The sequence below is a fragment of the Pirellulaceae bacterium genome (assembly GCA_019636385.1).
Taxonomy (GTDB): Bacteria; Planctomycetota; Planctomycetia; order Pirellulales; family Pirellulaceae; genus Aureliella.
Map to the genome: position 1 here is coordinate 755,025 of JAHBXT010000001.1, position 15,291 is coordinate 770,315.

The 15,291-nt window shown below is 56.8% G+C and carries 7 protein-coding genes; 5 read left to right on the plus strand and 2 right to left on the minus strand.

Annotated features, from left to right (window positions below):
* Positions 1-79 precede the first annotated feature (79 nt).
* A complete protein-coding gene (gene genX / locus KF752_02945) occupies positions 80-1,081 on the plus strand; it encodes an EF-P lysine aminoacylase GenX (GenBank protein ID MBX3420493.1) in 1,002 nt (333 codons plus the stop codon).
* Here genX and KF752_02950 read toward each other — a convergent pair.
* Positions 1,056-4,322 carry a hypothetical protein gene (locus KF752_02950; GenBank protein ID MBX3420494.1) on the minus strand — a complete coding sequence of 1,089 codons (3,267 nt, stop codon included), beginning with the start codon at positions 4,320-4,322 and terminating at the stop codon, positions 1,056-1,058. The genes genX and KF752_02950 overlap by 26 nt on opposite strands.
* Before the next feature lie 542 nt (positions 4,323-4,864).
* On the opposite strand from KF752_02950, the gene mfd reads away from it, so the two are divergent.
* The 4 genes from mfd to KF752_02970 all read left to right on the plus strand — a co-directional run bounded on the left by mfd (position 4,865) and on the right by KF752_02970 (position 14,294).
* A complete protein-coding gene (gene mfd / locus KF752_02955) occupies positions 4,865-8,173 on the plus strand; it encodes a transcription-repair coupling factor (protein ID MBX3420495.1) in 3,309 nt (1,102 codons plus the stop codon).
* Between the two features lie 211 nt (positions 8,174-8,384).
* Positions 8,385-10,919, plus strand: a complete 2,535-nt coding sequence (locus tag KF752_02960) for a PSD1 domain-containing protein (protein ID MBX3420496.1) — start codon at positions 8,385-8,387, stop codon at positions 10,917-10,919.
* A gap of 5 nt (positions 10,920-10,924) precedes the next feature.
* Positions 10,925-12,418, plus strand: a complete 1,494-nt coding sequence (locus KF752_02965) for a DUF1501 domain-containing protein (protein MBX3420497.1) — start codon at positions 10,925-10,927, stop codon at positions 12,416-12,418.
* 124 nt (positions 12,419-12,542) lie between these two features.
* Positions 12,543-14,294: a polysaccharide deacetylase family protein gene (locus KF752_02970; GenBank protein MBX3420498.1), complete on the plus strand. Its 1,752-nt coding sequence runs from the start codon at positions 12,543-12,545 to the stop codon at positions 14,292-14,294.
* Positions 14,295-14,396: 102 nt separating this feature from the next.
* Here the strand turns inward: KF752_02970 and KF752_02975 are convergent, their stop codons facing one another.
* The gene (locus tag KF752_02975) at positions 14,397-14,840 is read right to left on the minus strand and encodes a hypothetical protein (GenBank protein ID MBX3420499.1); all 444 of its coding nucleotides are present in this window, start codon (positions 14,838-14,840) and stop codon (positions 14,397-14,399) included.
* Positions 14,841-15,291 lie beyond the last annotated feature (451 nt).

Genomic DNA, 15,291 nt, shown 5'->3' on the forward strand with positions numbered 1-15,291 from the left:
GATGGGTCTAAACGAACGCCTGCCTGTTCATTTTCTCAGGCCCCTGGTAACATTCTGCACTCAAAGGCTGCAAAATACAATGATTGTCCCAGTTCCCAACCTTTCCGCCGATGATTGGCAGCCAACGGCCAGCCATTGCAATTTCCAGCTGCGATCGGAAGTGCTGTGGCGCGTCAGGCAATTCTTCCATCAGGCTCGGTTCTTGGAGGTCCAGCCACCGCTGCTGAGCCGCGACACAGTCGTCGATCGCCACATCGATCCGGTCTGTATCCCAGGTTCCGCCTTGGGCCTGCCGCTACTGAGCCAGTCCGACTGGTACTTACAGACATCGCCGGAATTCGCCATGAAACGCATGTTGGCGGCCGGAGCCCAGCGCATCTATGCGATATGTCCAGTGTTTCGCAGCGGCGAGCGCGGGGTGATGCACAATCCGGAGTTCACCATGCTGGAGTGGTACCGCGTTGGCGATGATCTGGCGGCAGCCATCGGACTACTAGCGGATCTGGTCCGCTCCGTTTTACCGAACTCACAGCCCCGTCAACTGCGCTATCAAGACGCATTTACAGATGCTGTCGGTATTTGTCCACTTAGCAGTTCGATTGGCGAACTGGCTGACGTTGCTGCCGCGCATCGACTGGGCGTCGACACTCGGTGGAGTACCGACCGCGACGACTGGCTAGACCTGCTGTTCGCCGAGTTGGTTCAGCCTCGATTTAGCAGCCATCAACCGACGATTCTAACGCACTTTCCCGCATCACAAGCCGCGCTGGCTCGCGTTTGCGCAGACGACCCGCGTGTTGCCGAACGGTTCGAGCTATTCATCGGTGGAGTCGAACTGGCCAACGGCTACCATGAACTATTGGATGCCGGTGAATTGGCTGAACGAAATCGACGAACCAGTCAACAGCGTCGGCGAGATGGCAAGCCAGAACTGAAATCATACGGTCGAATGCTGGCGGCTATGCAAGCTGGGTTGCCGCCCTGTAGCGGCTGTGCACTGGGCCTGGATCGACTGTTAATGGTGCTGAGCAGCAGTCAGCATATTGACCAGGTTATTAGTTTTCCGATCGAGCGGGCGTGAGCTCGCTGTCCAGTTGCAACAAGCCGTGCATGGCCGTGCTAGGCCAGCGGGTCGTACGCATTCCGGGACATAGCCGACTAGCAGCCACTGCCCAGTACGCCTCACAGGGTAGTCTCGCAGGCTCTGTGTTCGCCGCGCCTAGGCTGGACAAGGCAATTGCGACCTCTGCTTGCCAATACTGGCCGGCATCGCGTGTACAAACGTACCATTTGGGATTGAAAGCTTTGCAATCCAAACACCGGTCACCCGTTAATCCATTTTCAGCAATCGACAATTCGATGGCGCTGGAGTAATCGCGATCAACATCCAGCAATAGCTGCACTCGATCTAGCCCGCTCAAATCTGCGTCGTAGGGGCGACCGCTGGCTAGTGGCACCACAGGGCGTACTTTGGCACGCTGACAACGAATGCCGATGAACAAGAATTCCTGATCGTGAGCCCAGCGAATCTCGGTGTTCGGCGCGGCGACAGTGCCGGGGGGGTCGAGCAATTGAATTGAACCTGCAGTCGTGATTTCCGAGTACCAGAAGTCCTCTGAAAATTCTCCATCCAAATGTGGCGGATGTTCAATTCGGGCGGCGCGCGCCAAGCATTCTAAGTGGTCTGTGCGACCGCTTGCAATCGTCAGCTCTTGAGTGGCCGCTGAGTACCACGGCCCACACACCGGTTGTTCGGCCAGCTCCGCCAACGTACCCCGCCAAGCCTGAATGTCCCCTTGCCGTCGATGCCATTTCGCCATCTGCATGATGACCGACGGATGAAATCGCAACTCAGGATACATTTTAAGCGACCTCTCGACCTGATACTTCCAGGCGGCCAGTCTGGTTTCATACGACCGATTTCTCTCGGGCCCGAACTGCTTCCCCGAAACCGTCGCTAAAGCCATTTGCTCAGCGGAAGCAGGGACTACTTGACTAGACGGTGAAGAAGTTACGGTGGACGCGTTATTCCCTGGCCAGTCGGATTGCGCAAAAGGTGACGAAGATCGGTCCTGACTATAGACTGCAGTTACAACCGGCAGGTGGTTGGCAGCGATGTTCTTCCCCGTCGTTTGATTGAGCGATGCAGGAGGCCGGACGTGTTGGCCGGTGCTTCCAATCTGCTGGTCGCCATCTGCCCCTTGTGACAGGTAGCTACGCTCGCCAGAGCGTGCCAGGTTATCGCTCCAGTCGACCCATTCATCGCTGGCCGCACGTTGTAAGAGACAACGGTGTGCCCATAGGGAAATGTCCTGACCAGGAAAATTATAGGCCAGGTATTGCAGCACACTTTGACCGTGTGCAAGTTGCTGATTGTCCCCCATATTCTCCAGCATGTCAGCCAGCGCTACATCGGCCTCGCGAGCCGGTTGCGCCTGGGCAAAGAACCGAAAGTCCGCTAACCAGCGCTGGTCAGGCAGCGGGTAGTGCTGCGTACTAGCCAGCTGTTTTGCCATGCGCTGTCGATGTGTGCGCCCCATCAGCAGTTGATAATTGCCTTGAGTTCCTGACAACGCCGACAAGCGTGTGTCGGGCGAATCCAGGACACCGCCCAGAAGCTGAGTTCGGCTGGCGTGGGCTTGGCTGCCAGACCAAACGGTATGCATGTTGGTCGCCGGAACCCGCTTGAGCTCCGCGACCGGAAGCGCAAGCAACACATCCCAAACGGCCATGCCGCGATCAGGCAACACCTGTTGCAACGGCTGGCTGTATTCGGCGCGACTCGCTTCGGTCTCCGCAACGATCTTACTGACTTTCCAGGCTTTCAGATTCAGCGACTTGACGGTTCCTGCAAATTGTTCGCTGCCTGCCAGCTCTGCAGCCGCCAACCCTTGAGCCACTGGTGCAGCGCCTCGCGTAGAATGACCATTGGCAACGGGCTTTGATATTAACAATACATCGGGACGCCAACTCAGAATTTGAATCGCCAATCGCCGTTGGAGTTCTTGTGGCGGAACGTGAGTGCTATCGCAGGACAACACGTCCGACACACCGATTTGCCGTGCGGCCTGGATGGTCGCATCATCTGCAAAAGCGTCAAGCTGTACCGTATCTGTATTGGCCGATGACTGCAGGGCGATTGCCGCCGTACATCGTTGCTGATCCCACATAGTGGCTGTAACCGCCGACCAAGCAATGGCGGGGACGGTTGGAGCGCACGCTAGCAGCGCTGACCGACTGGGTTGCGAACGCAGCACGTACCAGGACTGTCCACCATCGCGCGTTGCCAGAACCAAGCCCTGGGCGCCCACCGCCCAACCGCGATTGTCGTCGGCCATGCACAATCCATAGATCGGAAGAGACTGACCCGTTGGGGACGCGGTCCACTGGTTGCCTCCGTCGCTGCTGCACAGCACGATGGAGCCGGGCGCCCCGGCCAACCACGCGCGGTTGCCTCGCGTGATCAGGCAATTCCAACAGCACAGCAATTCAGATTGTCCTTCAAGACCCAGATCGACCGGCGACCATGCCCCGCCATGTTCTGCCCGCCACACCTGCCCCCATTTTCCGGCGGCGATCCAGGAATTATCGAGCGCTTGCATCGAGTTGAACTGTGCGTTTCTGGGCAAGCTGCCGCTGAACGGTGGCTGTCCTTCGACAAACATCTGGCCGCGATTGTCGATGGCCGCCAGACGGCCATGGGCCTCAGTCCCAGCGGTAGTGACCAGACCAAGTTGGTTGGACACTCCGTGCCACGATTGACCTCCATCGAAGCTTTCAAACAGGCAACTGCGAAGTTGCAGCGAGTAATCTCCCCAGCACACGATACGGCCCGGAAATATGCGGACGCCTGCCAGCCGAGGCAGCCGCTGGGCCGATACTGCCTGCCAGCTAAGACCACCATCGGTCGACTTAAGCATCACGGCAAAGCTTGTACCCGAGTGGCGACCAATCCAGCCTCCCACCGCCAAACCGAATTGCCCGTGAAACTGAACGTCGGCCAGATTGACTGTGGTTGCTACCTGTACAATGTTCCAAGTGCGGCCAGCATCCGAACTCCTCAAGACGGTTCCGCGATCACCAACGGCGACAAGTTGGTCCTCGGTGACGCATGCCACCGAGCGCAATGAGGCCTCCTGCTGCCAAACTCGCGCTACGGGATCATCGGGAATCACTGGGTCCACTGCCGCAGCAGTAGCCGCCGTACTTAGCTGACCAACTGCATCGCCGACCAGCGCCGGCGACTGAGCCATCAACCGCATCCCGCCCAGGACAACCGTAGCGACGGCCAGCCAGCTTCCCAGAACCCAACTCGCTAACATGGAACTGTGGCTTCGTCGAATATCCATATCCGCCCACATTCTCAAAATGCAGCGTTCAAATTTGGTCTATACACTCAATTGAGCTTCATTTGCTCGAACCTGCAGCAGTTATAGCGAGCACTCGCTAGTCACTACCAGAGCACTGAGCATTGCTAGCATTGACCCGCCAGCCCAGCTCGGGGCGAGATATTGGTAGCGATTGACTGTGCTATCACGCCAAAACGCTCTTTGCCGCAACAGACTGCTCTGTTCCTGTTGAACAATCGCGGAAGAAGAATCGCGGCATCGACGGCTACACGACGTGCTCTAGAGATTGTCCCGTTGCTCGCTGGTCCGAGTCCAGAGCGTAGCCGGGAGCCCAACAAGCCGTCGGACAAGCCGGAGCCGGATTTGTGTTTGGAGGCCGGAGAATGTCGAAAATCTAGGACAACTTGACCAATCAATCTGCCAATCCATGGCGTTGTGTTACAATTCTGGGCTTGTCGGTCGGAGCGCTGGGGTCGCCAGTAGCGAACTGCTCTGACAGCTATAGGATTTGGCCAATGCCACCTGCTCCGCGCAGGCCGGCGGTATTGTCGGTCACACGGGAAAAACGAGCTGAAGCGCTAACGCTGGCGGAAGTCATCCGTCTTGTGTCGGATCTACCTGCGCTTGCAGCCGCCCAGGAACAGCTGGGGCGCGACGGCCAACTAACACTTGAGGGCGTGTGGCTGGGCGCGCTGCCGCCACTGATTGCAGCTTGGACTAGACGCGCGCCGCAAACGGTACTGCTGGTGTTGTCGCACCTGGCGGAAGCTGAAGCAGTGGCCAGTGAGCTTAGCGAGCTGACCCATTTCCCGGTGGTTGTCTTTCCGCCTGGCAGCGAAGACAGCCAGCTCCAGTCATTAACGCATCAGGAAACCGGGCAGCGTCTGCAGGTGCTGAGTCAGCTCTACAAATCCCGCTCGGCGGCCAACCGTGCAACCCCACATCCACACGAACAGGCCGCCAACCAGCCGCTGATCGTTGTCACCACGCTGCCCAGTATGCAGCAGTCGGTCCCGGCACCACAGTCGTTGGAAGGGGACCAGAGATTGATTCGCTGCGGTGTGCCATTGGATGCACAAGACTTGCGGCAGTGGTTGATCCAGGCTGGCTATCACGCCACCGGATCGGTGCAGATGCCGGGCGAATTTGCCATGCGCGGCGGCATCCTGGACATCTATCCGCCGGATGAACCGCAGCCGGTTCGCATCGAACTGTTTGGCGACGATGTGGAATCGCTACGGCGATTCGATGTGGCCACGCAGCGCAGCATCCAGCCTCTGAATGAACTGCAACTGTTGGCAGCCACCGGCTCGATTCAGCAGGACGGCTGTCTGGCCGACTACTTGCCGACAGACTGCTTGATCATCGTACACGAGCCGGGTGCGGTGCAGGCAGCCGCCGAGGCGTTCATGCATCGAGTCGCGTTTCCGGAACGCTTTCATTCGCCGCGCGCTGTATGGCAGACGCTGGCCGGGCGACCGCTGCTCCACACATCGCAATTGGCCATTGATGGCTACAGCGGCCAGCTAACTCGCTTGCCCATCGGCAACGTCGAGCGAATCGGCGGCGACTTAGATCGACTGGCCGAAGATATCGACCGCCACGCCAACGCGCGTGCGGTTATCGTAGTAGCGCTCAACGACGGCGAACGGCAGCGACTGAGCGATCTGTTGGCTGATTCGGCGGCCAGTACCCAGCAGCGACTGTGGATCGAAGTCAGCCAGTTGCAGCACGGCTTTGAATTGCTCGGTGGCGGGCCGTTGGTGCTGACTGCCAATCAACTGTTGCGGCGCTCGCACGTTCGCCGCGTTACCAAGCGGTTGCACAGCCGCCCGATCGATAATTTTCTGGACTTGCGCCCCGGCGATTTGGTTGTCCATCTCTCTCACGGCATCGGCGCCTATCGTGGCACCGAACTGTTAGACAAAAACGGTCAGCGCTTCGAACACTTGGTAATTGAATTCGATGGCGGAACGAAATTGTACGTTCCCAGTTCGAAGATCGAACTGGTGCAGCGCTACGTCGGTGGCACCAAAAGCCGTCCGAAGCTGGCCAAGATTGGTGGAGCTAGTTGGGCTAAGCAGAAGCAAGCTGCCGCGCGAGCCGTCGCCGACATGGCGGTCGAGCTCTTAGAACTTCAAGCCCGGCGCAGAACGCAACCTGGCATCGCCTTTGCGCAAGACAGCGTATGGCAGAGTCAATTCGACGCTTCGTTTTCGTATGTTGAAACGCCTGACCAACTGCGAGCCATTGCTGACGTCAAGCAGGACATGACCAGGTCGCGGCCCATGGATCGTTTGATCTGCGGCGATGTAGGCTTCGGCAAAACTGAAGTTGCCATGCGTGCGGCCTTCAAAGCGGTCGACAGCGGCTATCAAGTCGCTGTGCTGGTTCCCACCACGGTATTGGCCGAACAGCACTACAAGACGTTTCGTCAGCGGATGGCGGAGTTTCCGTTCGACATCGAGAAGCTCAGCCGTTTCGTGGGACACGCCGAACAGGCGCGAACATTGGAGGGCCTGCGAACGGGCCGGGTTGATATCGTCGTCGGCACGCATCGACTGGCTTCCCAAGACGTCCAGTTCTACAACTTGGGCATGCTGATTATCGACGAAGAGCAACGATTTGGCGTCGAGATGAAAGAACGACTCAAGCATCTCAAATCCAACGTGGATGTATTGACGCTGTCAGCGACTCCCATTCCACGAACATTGCACATGTCGCTCGTGGGTGTGCGCGACATTTCAAATTTAGAGACACCGCCGGAAGATCGATTGAGCATCGAGACGCGTACGATTCGCTTTGACGAACAAATCATTCGCAACGCCATCCTGCGAGAACTCAACCGCGACGGCCAGGTCTATTTCGTGCATAACCGCGTGCAAGATATTATGGAAGTCGCCGGCCGCTTGCAACACATCGTTCCCGACGCGCGCATCGTGATTGGCCACGGTCAGATGCCCGAAGGACAGTTGGAACAAGTAATGATTGACTTCATCGAACATCGCTACGACATCTTGTTGTCGACCACGATTATTGAAAGTGGATTGGACATTCCCAACGCCAATACGATCTTCATCGATGAGGCGTATCGGTACGGTTTGGCGGAGCTGCACCAACTACGTGGGCGAGTGGGCCGCTACAAACATCAAGCTTACTGTTATTTGGTCGTCGAGCGACACAAGCATCTGTCGCCGGATGCCACGCGCCGGTTGCATGCCATCGAGGAATATTCGCAGATCGGCGCGGGCTTCGGCATCGCCATGCGCGATCTGGAAATTCGTGGCGCGGGCAATCTACTGGGAACTCAGCAGAGCGGGCACATCGCTGCGGTGGGATACGAATTCTACTGCCAACTCTTGGCCAGCGCCGTTCGGCAATTAACGCATCAGCCACCCAAATTGACGGTGGATGTGGATATTGACTTGCCGGTGGAAGCCTACCTGCCCACCGATTACGTGCCAGAACTGCGACAGCGAATCGACTTTTATCGTCGACTTAGTCGCATTGCCGATGTGCGCGAGTTGGACGACCTTCGCGAAGAACTCAAGGATCGCTTCGGCGAGCTGCCCGAATGCGCCGGGCGACTCTTGGAGCTAGCCGAACTGCGTATCGACGCTTCGTTATGGTTGATTAAGTCGCTGCAAACCGAGGACCATTACCTGGTTATGACCTATACCAATCGAGGGCGAATCGAACATTTGGCGAAACTGCATGATCGACGTCTGAGAATTGTCGATCAACACAAAGCGTACTGGATTACCCAGGGCAATCCTAATATTGACTGGCTGCGCGAGGCTCGCACCGCCTTTCGAACTGCTTGATGCTAATCTCGTTCACGGTCTTGTAGGGTGGAACATGTAAGCAGATGAAGGCTGATGTTAAAATCCCGAAGATACAAGGCGCCGCCACAATCGTTCAAATGCAACACGTCTAGCCCCCGGCCAGCCCACTATCCGTGTCCAGAGCAGTTATCATGGTTGCTGTGAGTTGAGTATCGACTGAATTGAGGTGCATGTGGTCTCGCGTTGTGGAATGATGTTTGCGACGTTTGTTGTCGCTTGCTGGGCTGCGGGCCGGAGCCGAGCTGATCCGCAGCTCGACTTCTTTGAACGTCACATTCGCCCGTTGTTGCTGGACCACTGTATCGGCTGTCATGGCAGCGGCGATCCACAAGGACAGTTGGCATTGGATTCACGTCAGGGATGGCAAGCCGCAGGCGTGATTGTGCCGGGCGACCCGGAGCAGAGTAGACTGATCGCAGCCGTGCGCTATCTAGATTCGGATTTGCAGATGCCACCCCCGGATCATGGCGGACCCTTGCCGGCTGCCGCAGTGAACGACTTAGAACAATGGATTCGCCTGGGAGCGCCTGATCCTCGAACTGATCCAGACAGGAATGTATCTAGCGAGCCGCAGCGCCGCCCTGCCGAGTTTTCGATTACTCAACAGGATTTGACATACTGGGCCTTTGCTCCCTTACCAAGTCACCTGCCACAATGGAACGTCGATGATCCTCAAACAGCAAGCTCCTCGCAAACTGCACCATACTCATTGGTGCATCCCGTCGATCAACTGATCGATACCGAGCTACGCCGAGTAGGCTTACATCGAAACAAACCGGCCAGTCCAAGAGAATTGGTGCGCCGACTCTATTTTGGTTTGTGGGGCTTGCCACCGGAACCGGAAGTAGTGGCGCAATTTGAACGCGACAGTAGCCTCGAAGCGTGGCGACGATTGATTGACCAATTACTGGATTCTCCATACTACGGCCAGCGATGGGGCCGATATTGGCTGGACTGGGTGCGCTACGCCGAAACCAACGGCTACGAGCGAGACGGTTCCAAGCCCGATGTATGGCGTTATCGCGACTATGTGATTGATTCGTTGAATCGCGACAAACCATTCGATCGTTTCCTGCACGAGCAATTAGCGGGCGATCTATTGATCGAATCTGAACGGCTGAACCCAGAAACGCATACACAGCCCTGGCAGGATGCAGTAGTCGCCACCGGCTTTTATCGACTCCATGTGTGGGATGATGAGCCGGATGACACCCAGGCGGCCGAGTTGGACGACCTGGATGATGTATTGATTACGATCGGCTCTAGCATGTTGGGCCTGACAATTGGGTGTGCTCGTTGCCACGACCACAAATTCGATCCTTTATCACAAGCCGATTACTATGGGCTGCTCGACCTGCTGCGCGATATCGACCCCTACGGACTTCCAAAGAAAGGGGGCGGGGGACGAGGCACCGGGCGTATTCAGCGTTATTTGGTCAGCGACGATCGGCTAGTTGCCTGGCAACAGGCCAGGGCGGCCAAAGTTGAACTCCTGCAACAACAACTCGCCGCACCGAATGTCCAGAATTCAGATGAATTGAAACAACAACTCGAACAGCTCGCTGCCACCCAGCCACCGTTTGCTCAAGCGCTCACGATCTTGCCACCACCTGGGGATCGCAAGCCCACACATATCTTGACTCGTGGCGACTATCGCACGCCAGGCCGGTTAGTCCAGGCTGACGTTCCTCAGGTGTTGCGATTGGCAACAGCCTCTGCCGTTCATTCCCTGTCGAACGAACTTGGCTCAAAGCAACCGGCAGAAGCACTTGACGCTACGGCTCCCGTTAAAGACAGTCCGATTCGTAGTCGCTTGGACTTAGCGCGTTGGATGACCGGACCAGCTGACAGAATCACCGCGCGTGTACTGGCCAATCGCGTCTGGCAGAATCACTTCGGACGAGGCATCGTTGCCACCAGCGACGATTTTGGCAACGCCGGCCAGCCACCTTCAAACTCTGCACTGTTGGACTGGTTGGCCAGCCAATTGATCCAAAGTGGCTGGTCCTTGAAAGCGTTGCATCGCACGATTCTAACGTCCGCAGCGTATCGCATGTCATCGCGAACGCAGGAACAATTGGATACTGACAATAGGGCCGGCAGGGATACGAATGCTCAAACAACCGGCCAAGCGGCTAAAGACTCCGACCCGGACAACCGCTTGTTCTGGCGGCAAAACCTGCGCCGCCTGGATGCTGAGGCGATTCGCGATTCGATGCTGTACTATGCCGGCAGCCTAGGTGACAAGCAGAGCGGTCCCAGCGTCTACACAACGCTGTCTCCGGAAGTCCAAGCCACTGCCAATCCGGTTTCAGTGTCCCATTGGATTGCAAGTCCTGAAGGCGAGCAGAATTGTCGTAGCGTATTCCTGGCGGTCAAGCGATCGCTCAAAGACCCGCTGCTGGAATCGTTTGATTTTGCCAACAGCCACGCCCCAGTGGCTCAGCGCCCGGTCACGACTGTTGCGCCACAAGCTCTGATGCTACTGAACGAACAGTTTGTCCATCGTATGGCCCAGCAGTTGGCCGATCGGGTCCGACCAGTGGGCAGCACACGTCAACAAAAGCTACAACAGTTGTGGCAAATTGTTTATCAGCGTATGCCCAGCACTGCAGAACATCAAGCTGCAGACAACTATTTGGATTCCCACGCGCAGGCAGCAGAAGCTTGGCCAAGCTTGTGTCGCGTGCTGCTCAATAGCAATGAATGCATCTACGTAGACTGAGAATAATGAGACCAGAAGAGCACCTGCCACCAACCAACTTGATCAATCGCCGCCATTTCGTAAGCGAATTGGGGGCCGGCTTTGGCGGATTGGCACTGGGAGCGCTGTTGGCTCAAGATGGCTTGTGCAGTGACGGCGCCGCAAGCCAACTGGCACCGCTGGCAGCCAAGCGTCCGACGCTGCCGACAAAGGCCAAGGCGTGCATTTTCTTATTCATGTTTGGTGGACCTTCGCAGGTTGATCTGTTTGACTATAAGCCCGAGCTACAGCGCAGCGACGGCAAAACTATCGACAACGAATTTCGTCGGGGCGCCAAGACCCAGGCCACGTTGCAAGCTAGTCGACGGACCTTCAAGCAGTACGGCCAGTCGGGCCATTGGTGCTCCGATGCGCTACCGCATGTTTCGCAGCACATGGACAAACTGGCGCTAATTAAATCATTACACAGCGATTCGTTTGCCCACGGCAGTGCACTGCTGCAGATCAACTGTGGACGCGTATTGCAAGGCCATCCTTCGCTTGGCTCCTGGATCACTTATGGATTGGGAACCATCAATCAGAGCTTGCCGGGCTATGTGGTGATGCTCGATCCGCGCGGCGGGCCGACTAGCGGCGCACCGAACTGGAGTAGCGGCTACATGCCTGCCGCCTATCAGGGTACTGTATTTCGCTCCACCGACCCGCCGATCCTCAATTTGCGACCACCGGCCGGTGTCTCGTCCGCACAACAGCGATCGGAAATCGATCTGATTAACCAGTTCAATCAAATGCATCTCGCTCAACGACCGGATTACAGCGAGTTGTCGGCGCGCATTGCCAGTTACGAACTGGCCTATCAGCTGCAAGCGGCGGCGCCTGAGGCGCTGGACGTGGCCGACGAAACCGCAGAAACGCTTCAACTGTACGGAATTGATCAGCCCAAACCGGACTGGCACTCATTGGCGCTTGGCCCTAGCACGTTTGGCAAGCAGTGCTTGATCGCTAGGCGGCTGGTCGAACGCGGTGTGCGATTCATTCAGATTTATTCCGGCGGCGGCAATGCTGGAGGTCAGAATACTTGGGACGGACATCACGGCATCGAAGAGAATCTGCGACTGCATTGCCCAGAAGTCGACCAACCGATTGCCGCTCTGCTGACGGACCTCCAGCGTCGTGGCCTGTTAGATTCGACGCTGGTGGTGTGGGGTGGTGAGTTTGGTCGAATGCCGGTTTCGGAGACTTACAATACCGGTGGCAAACCGGGTGGTCGCGATCACAATCCAAAAGGATTTACTTATTGGATGGCCGGGGGCGGCGTGCGCGCTGGTGCTTCGTACGGCGAGACCGACGAGATCGGCGAGACGGCAGTTGTTGATCCCCGACACCTGCGCGACCTGCACGCAACCATCCTGCACTTGATGGGACTGGATCATCATCGTCTAACCTATTTTCACGGGGGACTAGATGAAAAACTGACCGGAGTTCAACCTGCGCGCCCCATTCGTGAAATCATGGCTTAGCTTGGCAACTACGCAGTGACTACGCTCGCAACATGTAGCTACGTTCGCCAAGAGCCTGGCAGCACAACCACTGGACCACCGCACTCTACGCATGTACCCCAGCACAATTCCTGAGCACTTCGCTATGCACAACATCAACATCAACCTCATCAACCCTCTGCGCATCGCCACGATTACTGGACTGCTGCTGTGGTCGGCCAGTTTCGCAGAATGGTTGTATGCCCGCGAACCCATCCCCGAAAAGCTGGTAGTGCTGACTTTCGACGACTCGGCTAAATCACACTTCACGGTCGTACGCCCAATCTTGATGCAGTACGGTCTGGGCGCCACATTCTTTGTGACCGAAGGCTACGATTTTAGAGACAACAAGCAAGACTATATGACCTGGGAGCAGATCGCTCAGTTGCACCGCGATGGCTTCGAGATCGGCAATCATACTCGCGACCATCTGAGCATCAACGATGACAATGCAATGCACATTGTCGAGCAAGTTGAAGGCATTCAACGGCGATGTGCCGAATATGGCATTCCCGCTCCCATCAGCTTTGCCTGGCCGGGCAATGCCATGTCGCTGCGGGCATTGGACAAGCTGAGTGAGCTGGGCATTCGCTTCGCGCGGCGCGGTGGAGCACCGGAATGGCCCTATCAGGCCGGTCGCGGCTTTGCGTATGAGCCCTATTTGGATCACCCTCTGCTGATTCCCTCTGCCGGCGATTCGCGGCCTGATTGGGAGCAGGCCGACTTTATACGGGCCGTCCAGCAGGCTACGCGCGGTCGCATCGCCGTATTGCAATTCCACGGAGTGCCTGACTCGGCGCACTCGTGGGTCAACACGCCGCAGCACAAGTTCCAGCAATACATGCACTATCTGGCTGTCAACGACTATCAGGTCATCGCCATGCGCGATCTGGAGCGATTCATCGATCCAACGGTCACTCCCAAGGACCCTCTGGGTGTAATCGAGGATCGTCAAGCCGTTTTGGCCAGCGGCAATAGTTACGACGACTTCCGAAAACCAGCTGGCGATTTGCAGATCAAATTCTGGCTCGCCAACATGCTGGTTGATCATCGGTATACGCTGTCAGAAGCCGCTGCGATCACGGGCATGAGCGCCGACGAGATTCACTCACATGCTCAGCGGCTCTCAATTGACACACCCGTGCCGTTACCGGAGGGACGACTGCGTGTGTTGCCCTATCCCGGCGGGCGACATCCTCGCACCGGCTTTCGCGATGGAGCCATTCGGCCACAACGAGAGTCTAAGCTCAGTGTCTTTCTACCCTGGGAACCACGATCGTATGTGGTAGTGGACGTCCCCGAGGCGATTTGGTGGATGCAGGAGGAACGTCGTGAATTGCTGTTTTTAGCGCACACACACATCAAGACCACCTGGGATCAGCGCGGCGTCCGGTTGCCCGCAGTGGAATGGCAGCAGACCGAATCGGGTTGGCAAGTTGAGCGGCAACTACCTGACGGAATCGCATTTGGCGCTCTAGCTCAGCCTCATGAGAATGAACTGCTAATGAAACTTTGGCTGCGCAACGGATCGGACAAGCTACTATCGGGTCTAGCCGTGCAGAACTGCGTGATGTTAGCTGGAGCACCTGGATTTGATGGTCTGACCAACGACAACAAGGTCTTACAGAAACCGTTTGCAGCCTGCTGCGATGCATCTGGCCAGCGCTGGATCGTAACCGGATGGCAAGCATGCGGACGTGCCTGGGCCAATCCACCCTGTCCTTGTATGCACTCCGATCCTCAGTTCCCCGACTGCCCACCAGGCGAGACACGCGAGTTGCTAGGGGTCATCTCGTTCTATGTTGGCAGCGATGTAAACGTCGAGTTTGAGCGACTGCGCTCGCAGTTTAGAATGTAATGTGCTGCGCAAGCAAAAGAATCCTTGGCTGTGTAGTAACATTTACCTTCGCGGTCATGATGTAGAACTTTCGGATCCGGCCTGTACGGCTGCTGGCGGGCGCTAGCGCCATTGATCGCGGGCCGGCTGTCGCAGCAGGCTGACACGATATTTTTCATCCATCAGCTTTTTGTTGGCCCGTTCGGGATCGGAATTGCTCCATGTCTCCCGATACAGCGGCGACCAAATCTCACGACTGCGACCGGTATCACGGTCGTGCCATCGCACCACGTACTGATTCTTGGCTCGATCCAGCGAAGGCAAACGTGACAAGTTGTTATCGACCAGACACCAGGCAACGACATGATAACGCCGATAGTCGGGCGACCATTCGTAGAAGACAATTTGATCGTAGCAATGACGTCCCAAGTCGTCGTAGCAATGATTCCATTCAACCAAATCCACACGATGCACCTGCGTCTGCACCCTGCCTCCGGCGCCCGCTGTCAACACGACAAGCAACGGGGCGACGAGCACCGGCAAAATCCGCGAACCGAACTGGATCATCCGAAGCCTCCTTAAATGAGCTTGGGATGGGAGCAGGGTGGATCGCGCTGACTAACCTGAATCGACTGAGAAACGTTCTGTCAGTGAACGTCGGGATCGGCGTGCACTGCACGAAAACTGTGTTACCCTCAGGCTCCAAGGAGTCGGGCGCGTAATGGACACGATCTTCAGCTCTCCCTAGCTCGATCTATTTCCAGACAAAGCGCGATGTCAAGCCGTTAATGCAGTGACTCTCACCTGTCCGTGCGTGGCAACTCCTGTTGGTTAGAAAGGAGAGCTGTGTCCAATTAATTGGATTCGGCTACCGATGCGGCTAACGATCAGTCCAATTCATGCGTGCCGCAAAAAAAAATCAGAAACATACAGTACCCGATGCGAGACATAGTACCCAGCCTACGCCGGGGGACTGGGACTGCGAACTCCGACCAACCAGACACCCGATTGGTAGCCG

Coding starts and splice junctions, on each gene's coding strand:
- KF752_02975 (MBX3420499.1), bottom strand. CDS start 14,840: ATGATCCAGTTCGGTTCGCGGATTTTGCCGGTGCTCGTCGCCCCGTTG.
- genX (MBX3420493.1), top strand. CDS start 80: ATGATTGTCCCAGTTCCCAACCTTTCCGCCGATGATTGGCAGCCAACG.
- KF752_02960 (MBX3420496.1), top strand. CDS start 8,385: ATGATGTTTGCGACGTTTGTTGTCGCTTGCTGGGCTGCGGGCCGGAGC.
- KF752_02965 (MBX3420497.1), top strand. CDS start 10,925: ATGAGACCAGAAGAGCACCTGCCACCAACCAACTTGATCAATCGCCGC.
- mfd (MBX3420495.1), top strand. CDS start 4,865: ATGCCACCTGCTCCGCGCAGGCCGGCGGTATTGTCGGTCACACGGGAA.
- KF752_02970 (MBX3420498.1), top strand. CDS start 12,543: ATGCACAACATCAACATCAACCTCATCAACCCTCTGCGCATCGCCACG.
- KF752_02950 (MBX3420494.1), bottom strand. CDS start 4,322: ATGTTAGCGAGTTGGGTTCTGGGAAGCTGGCTGGCCGTCGCTACGGTT.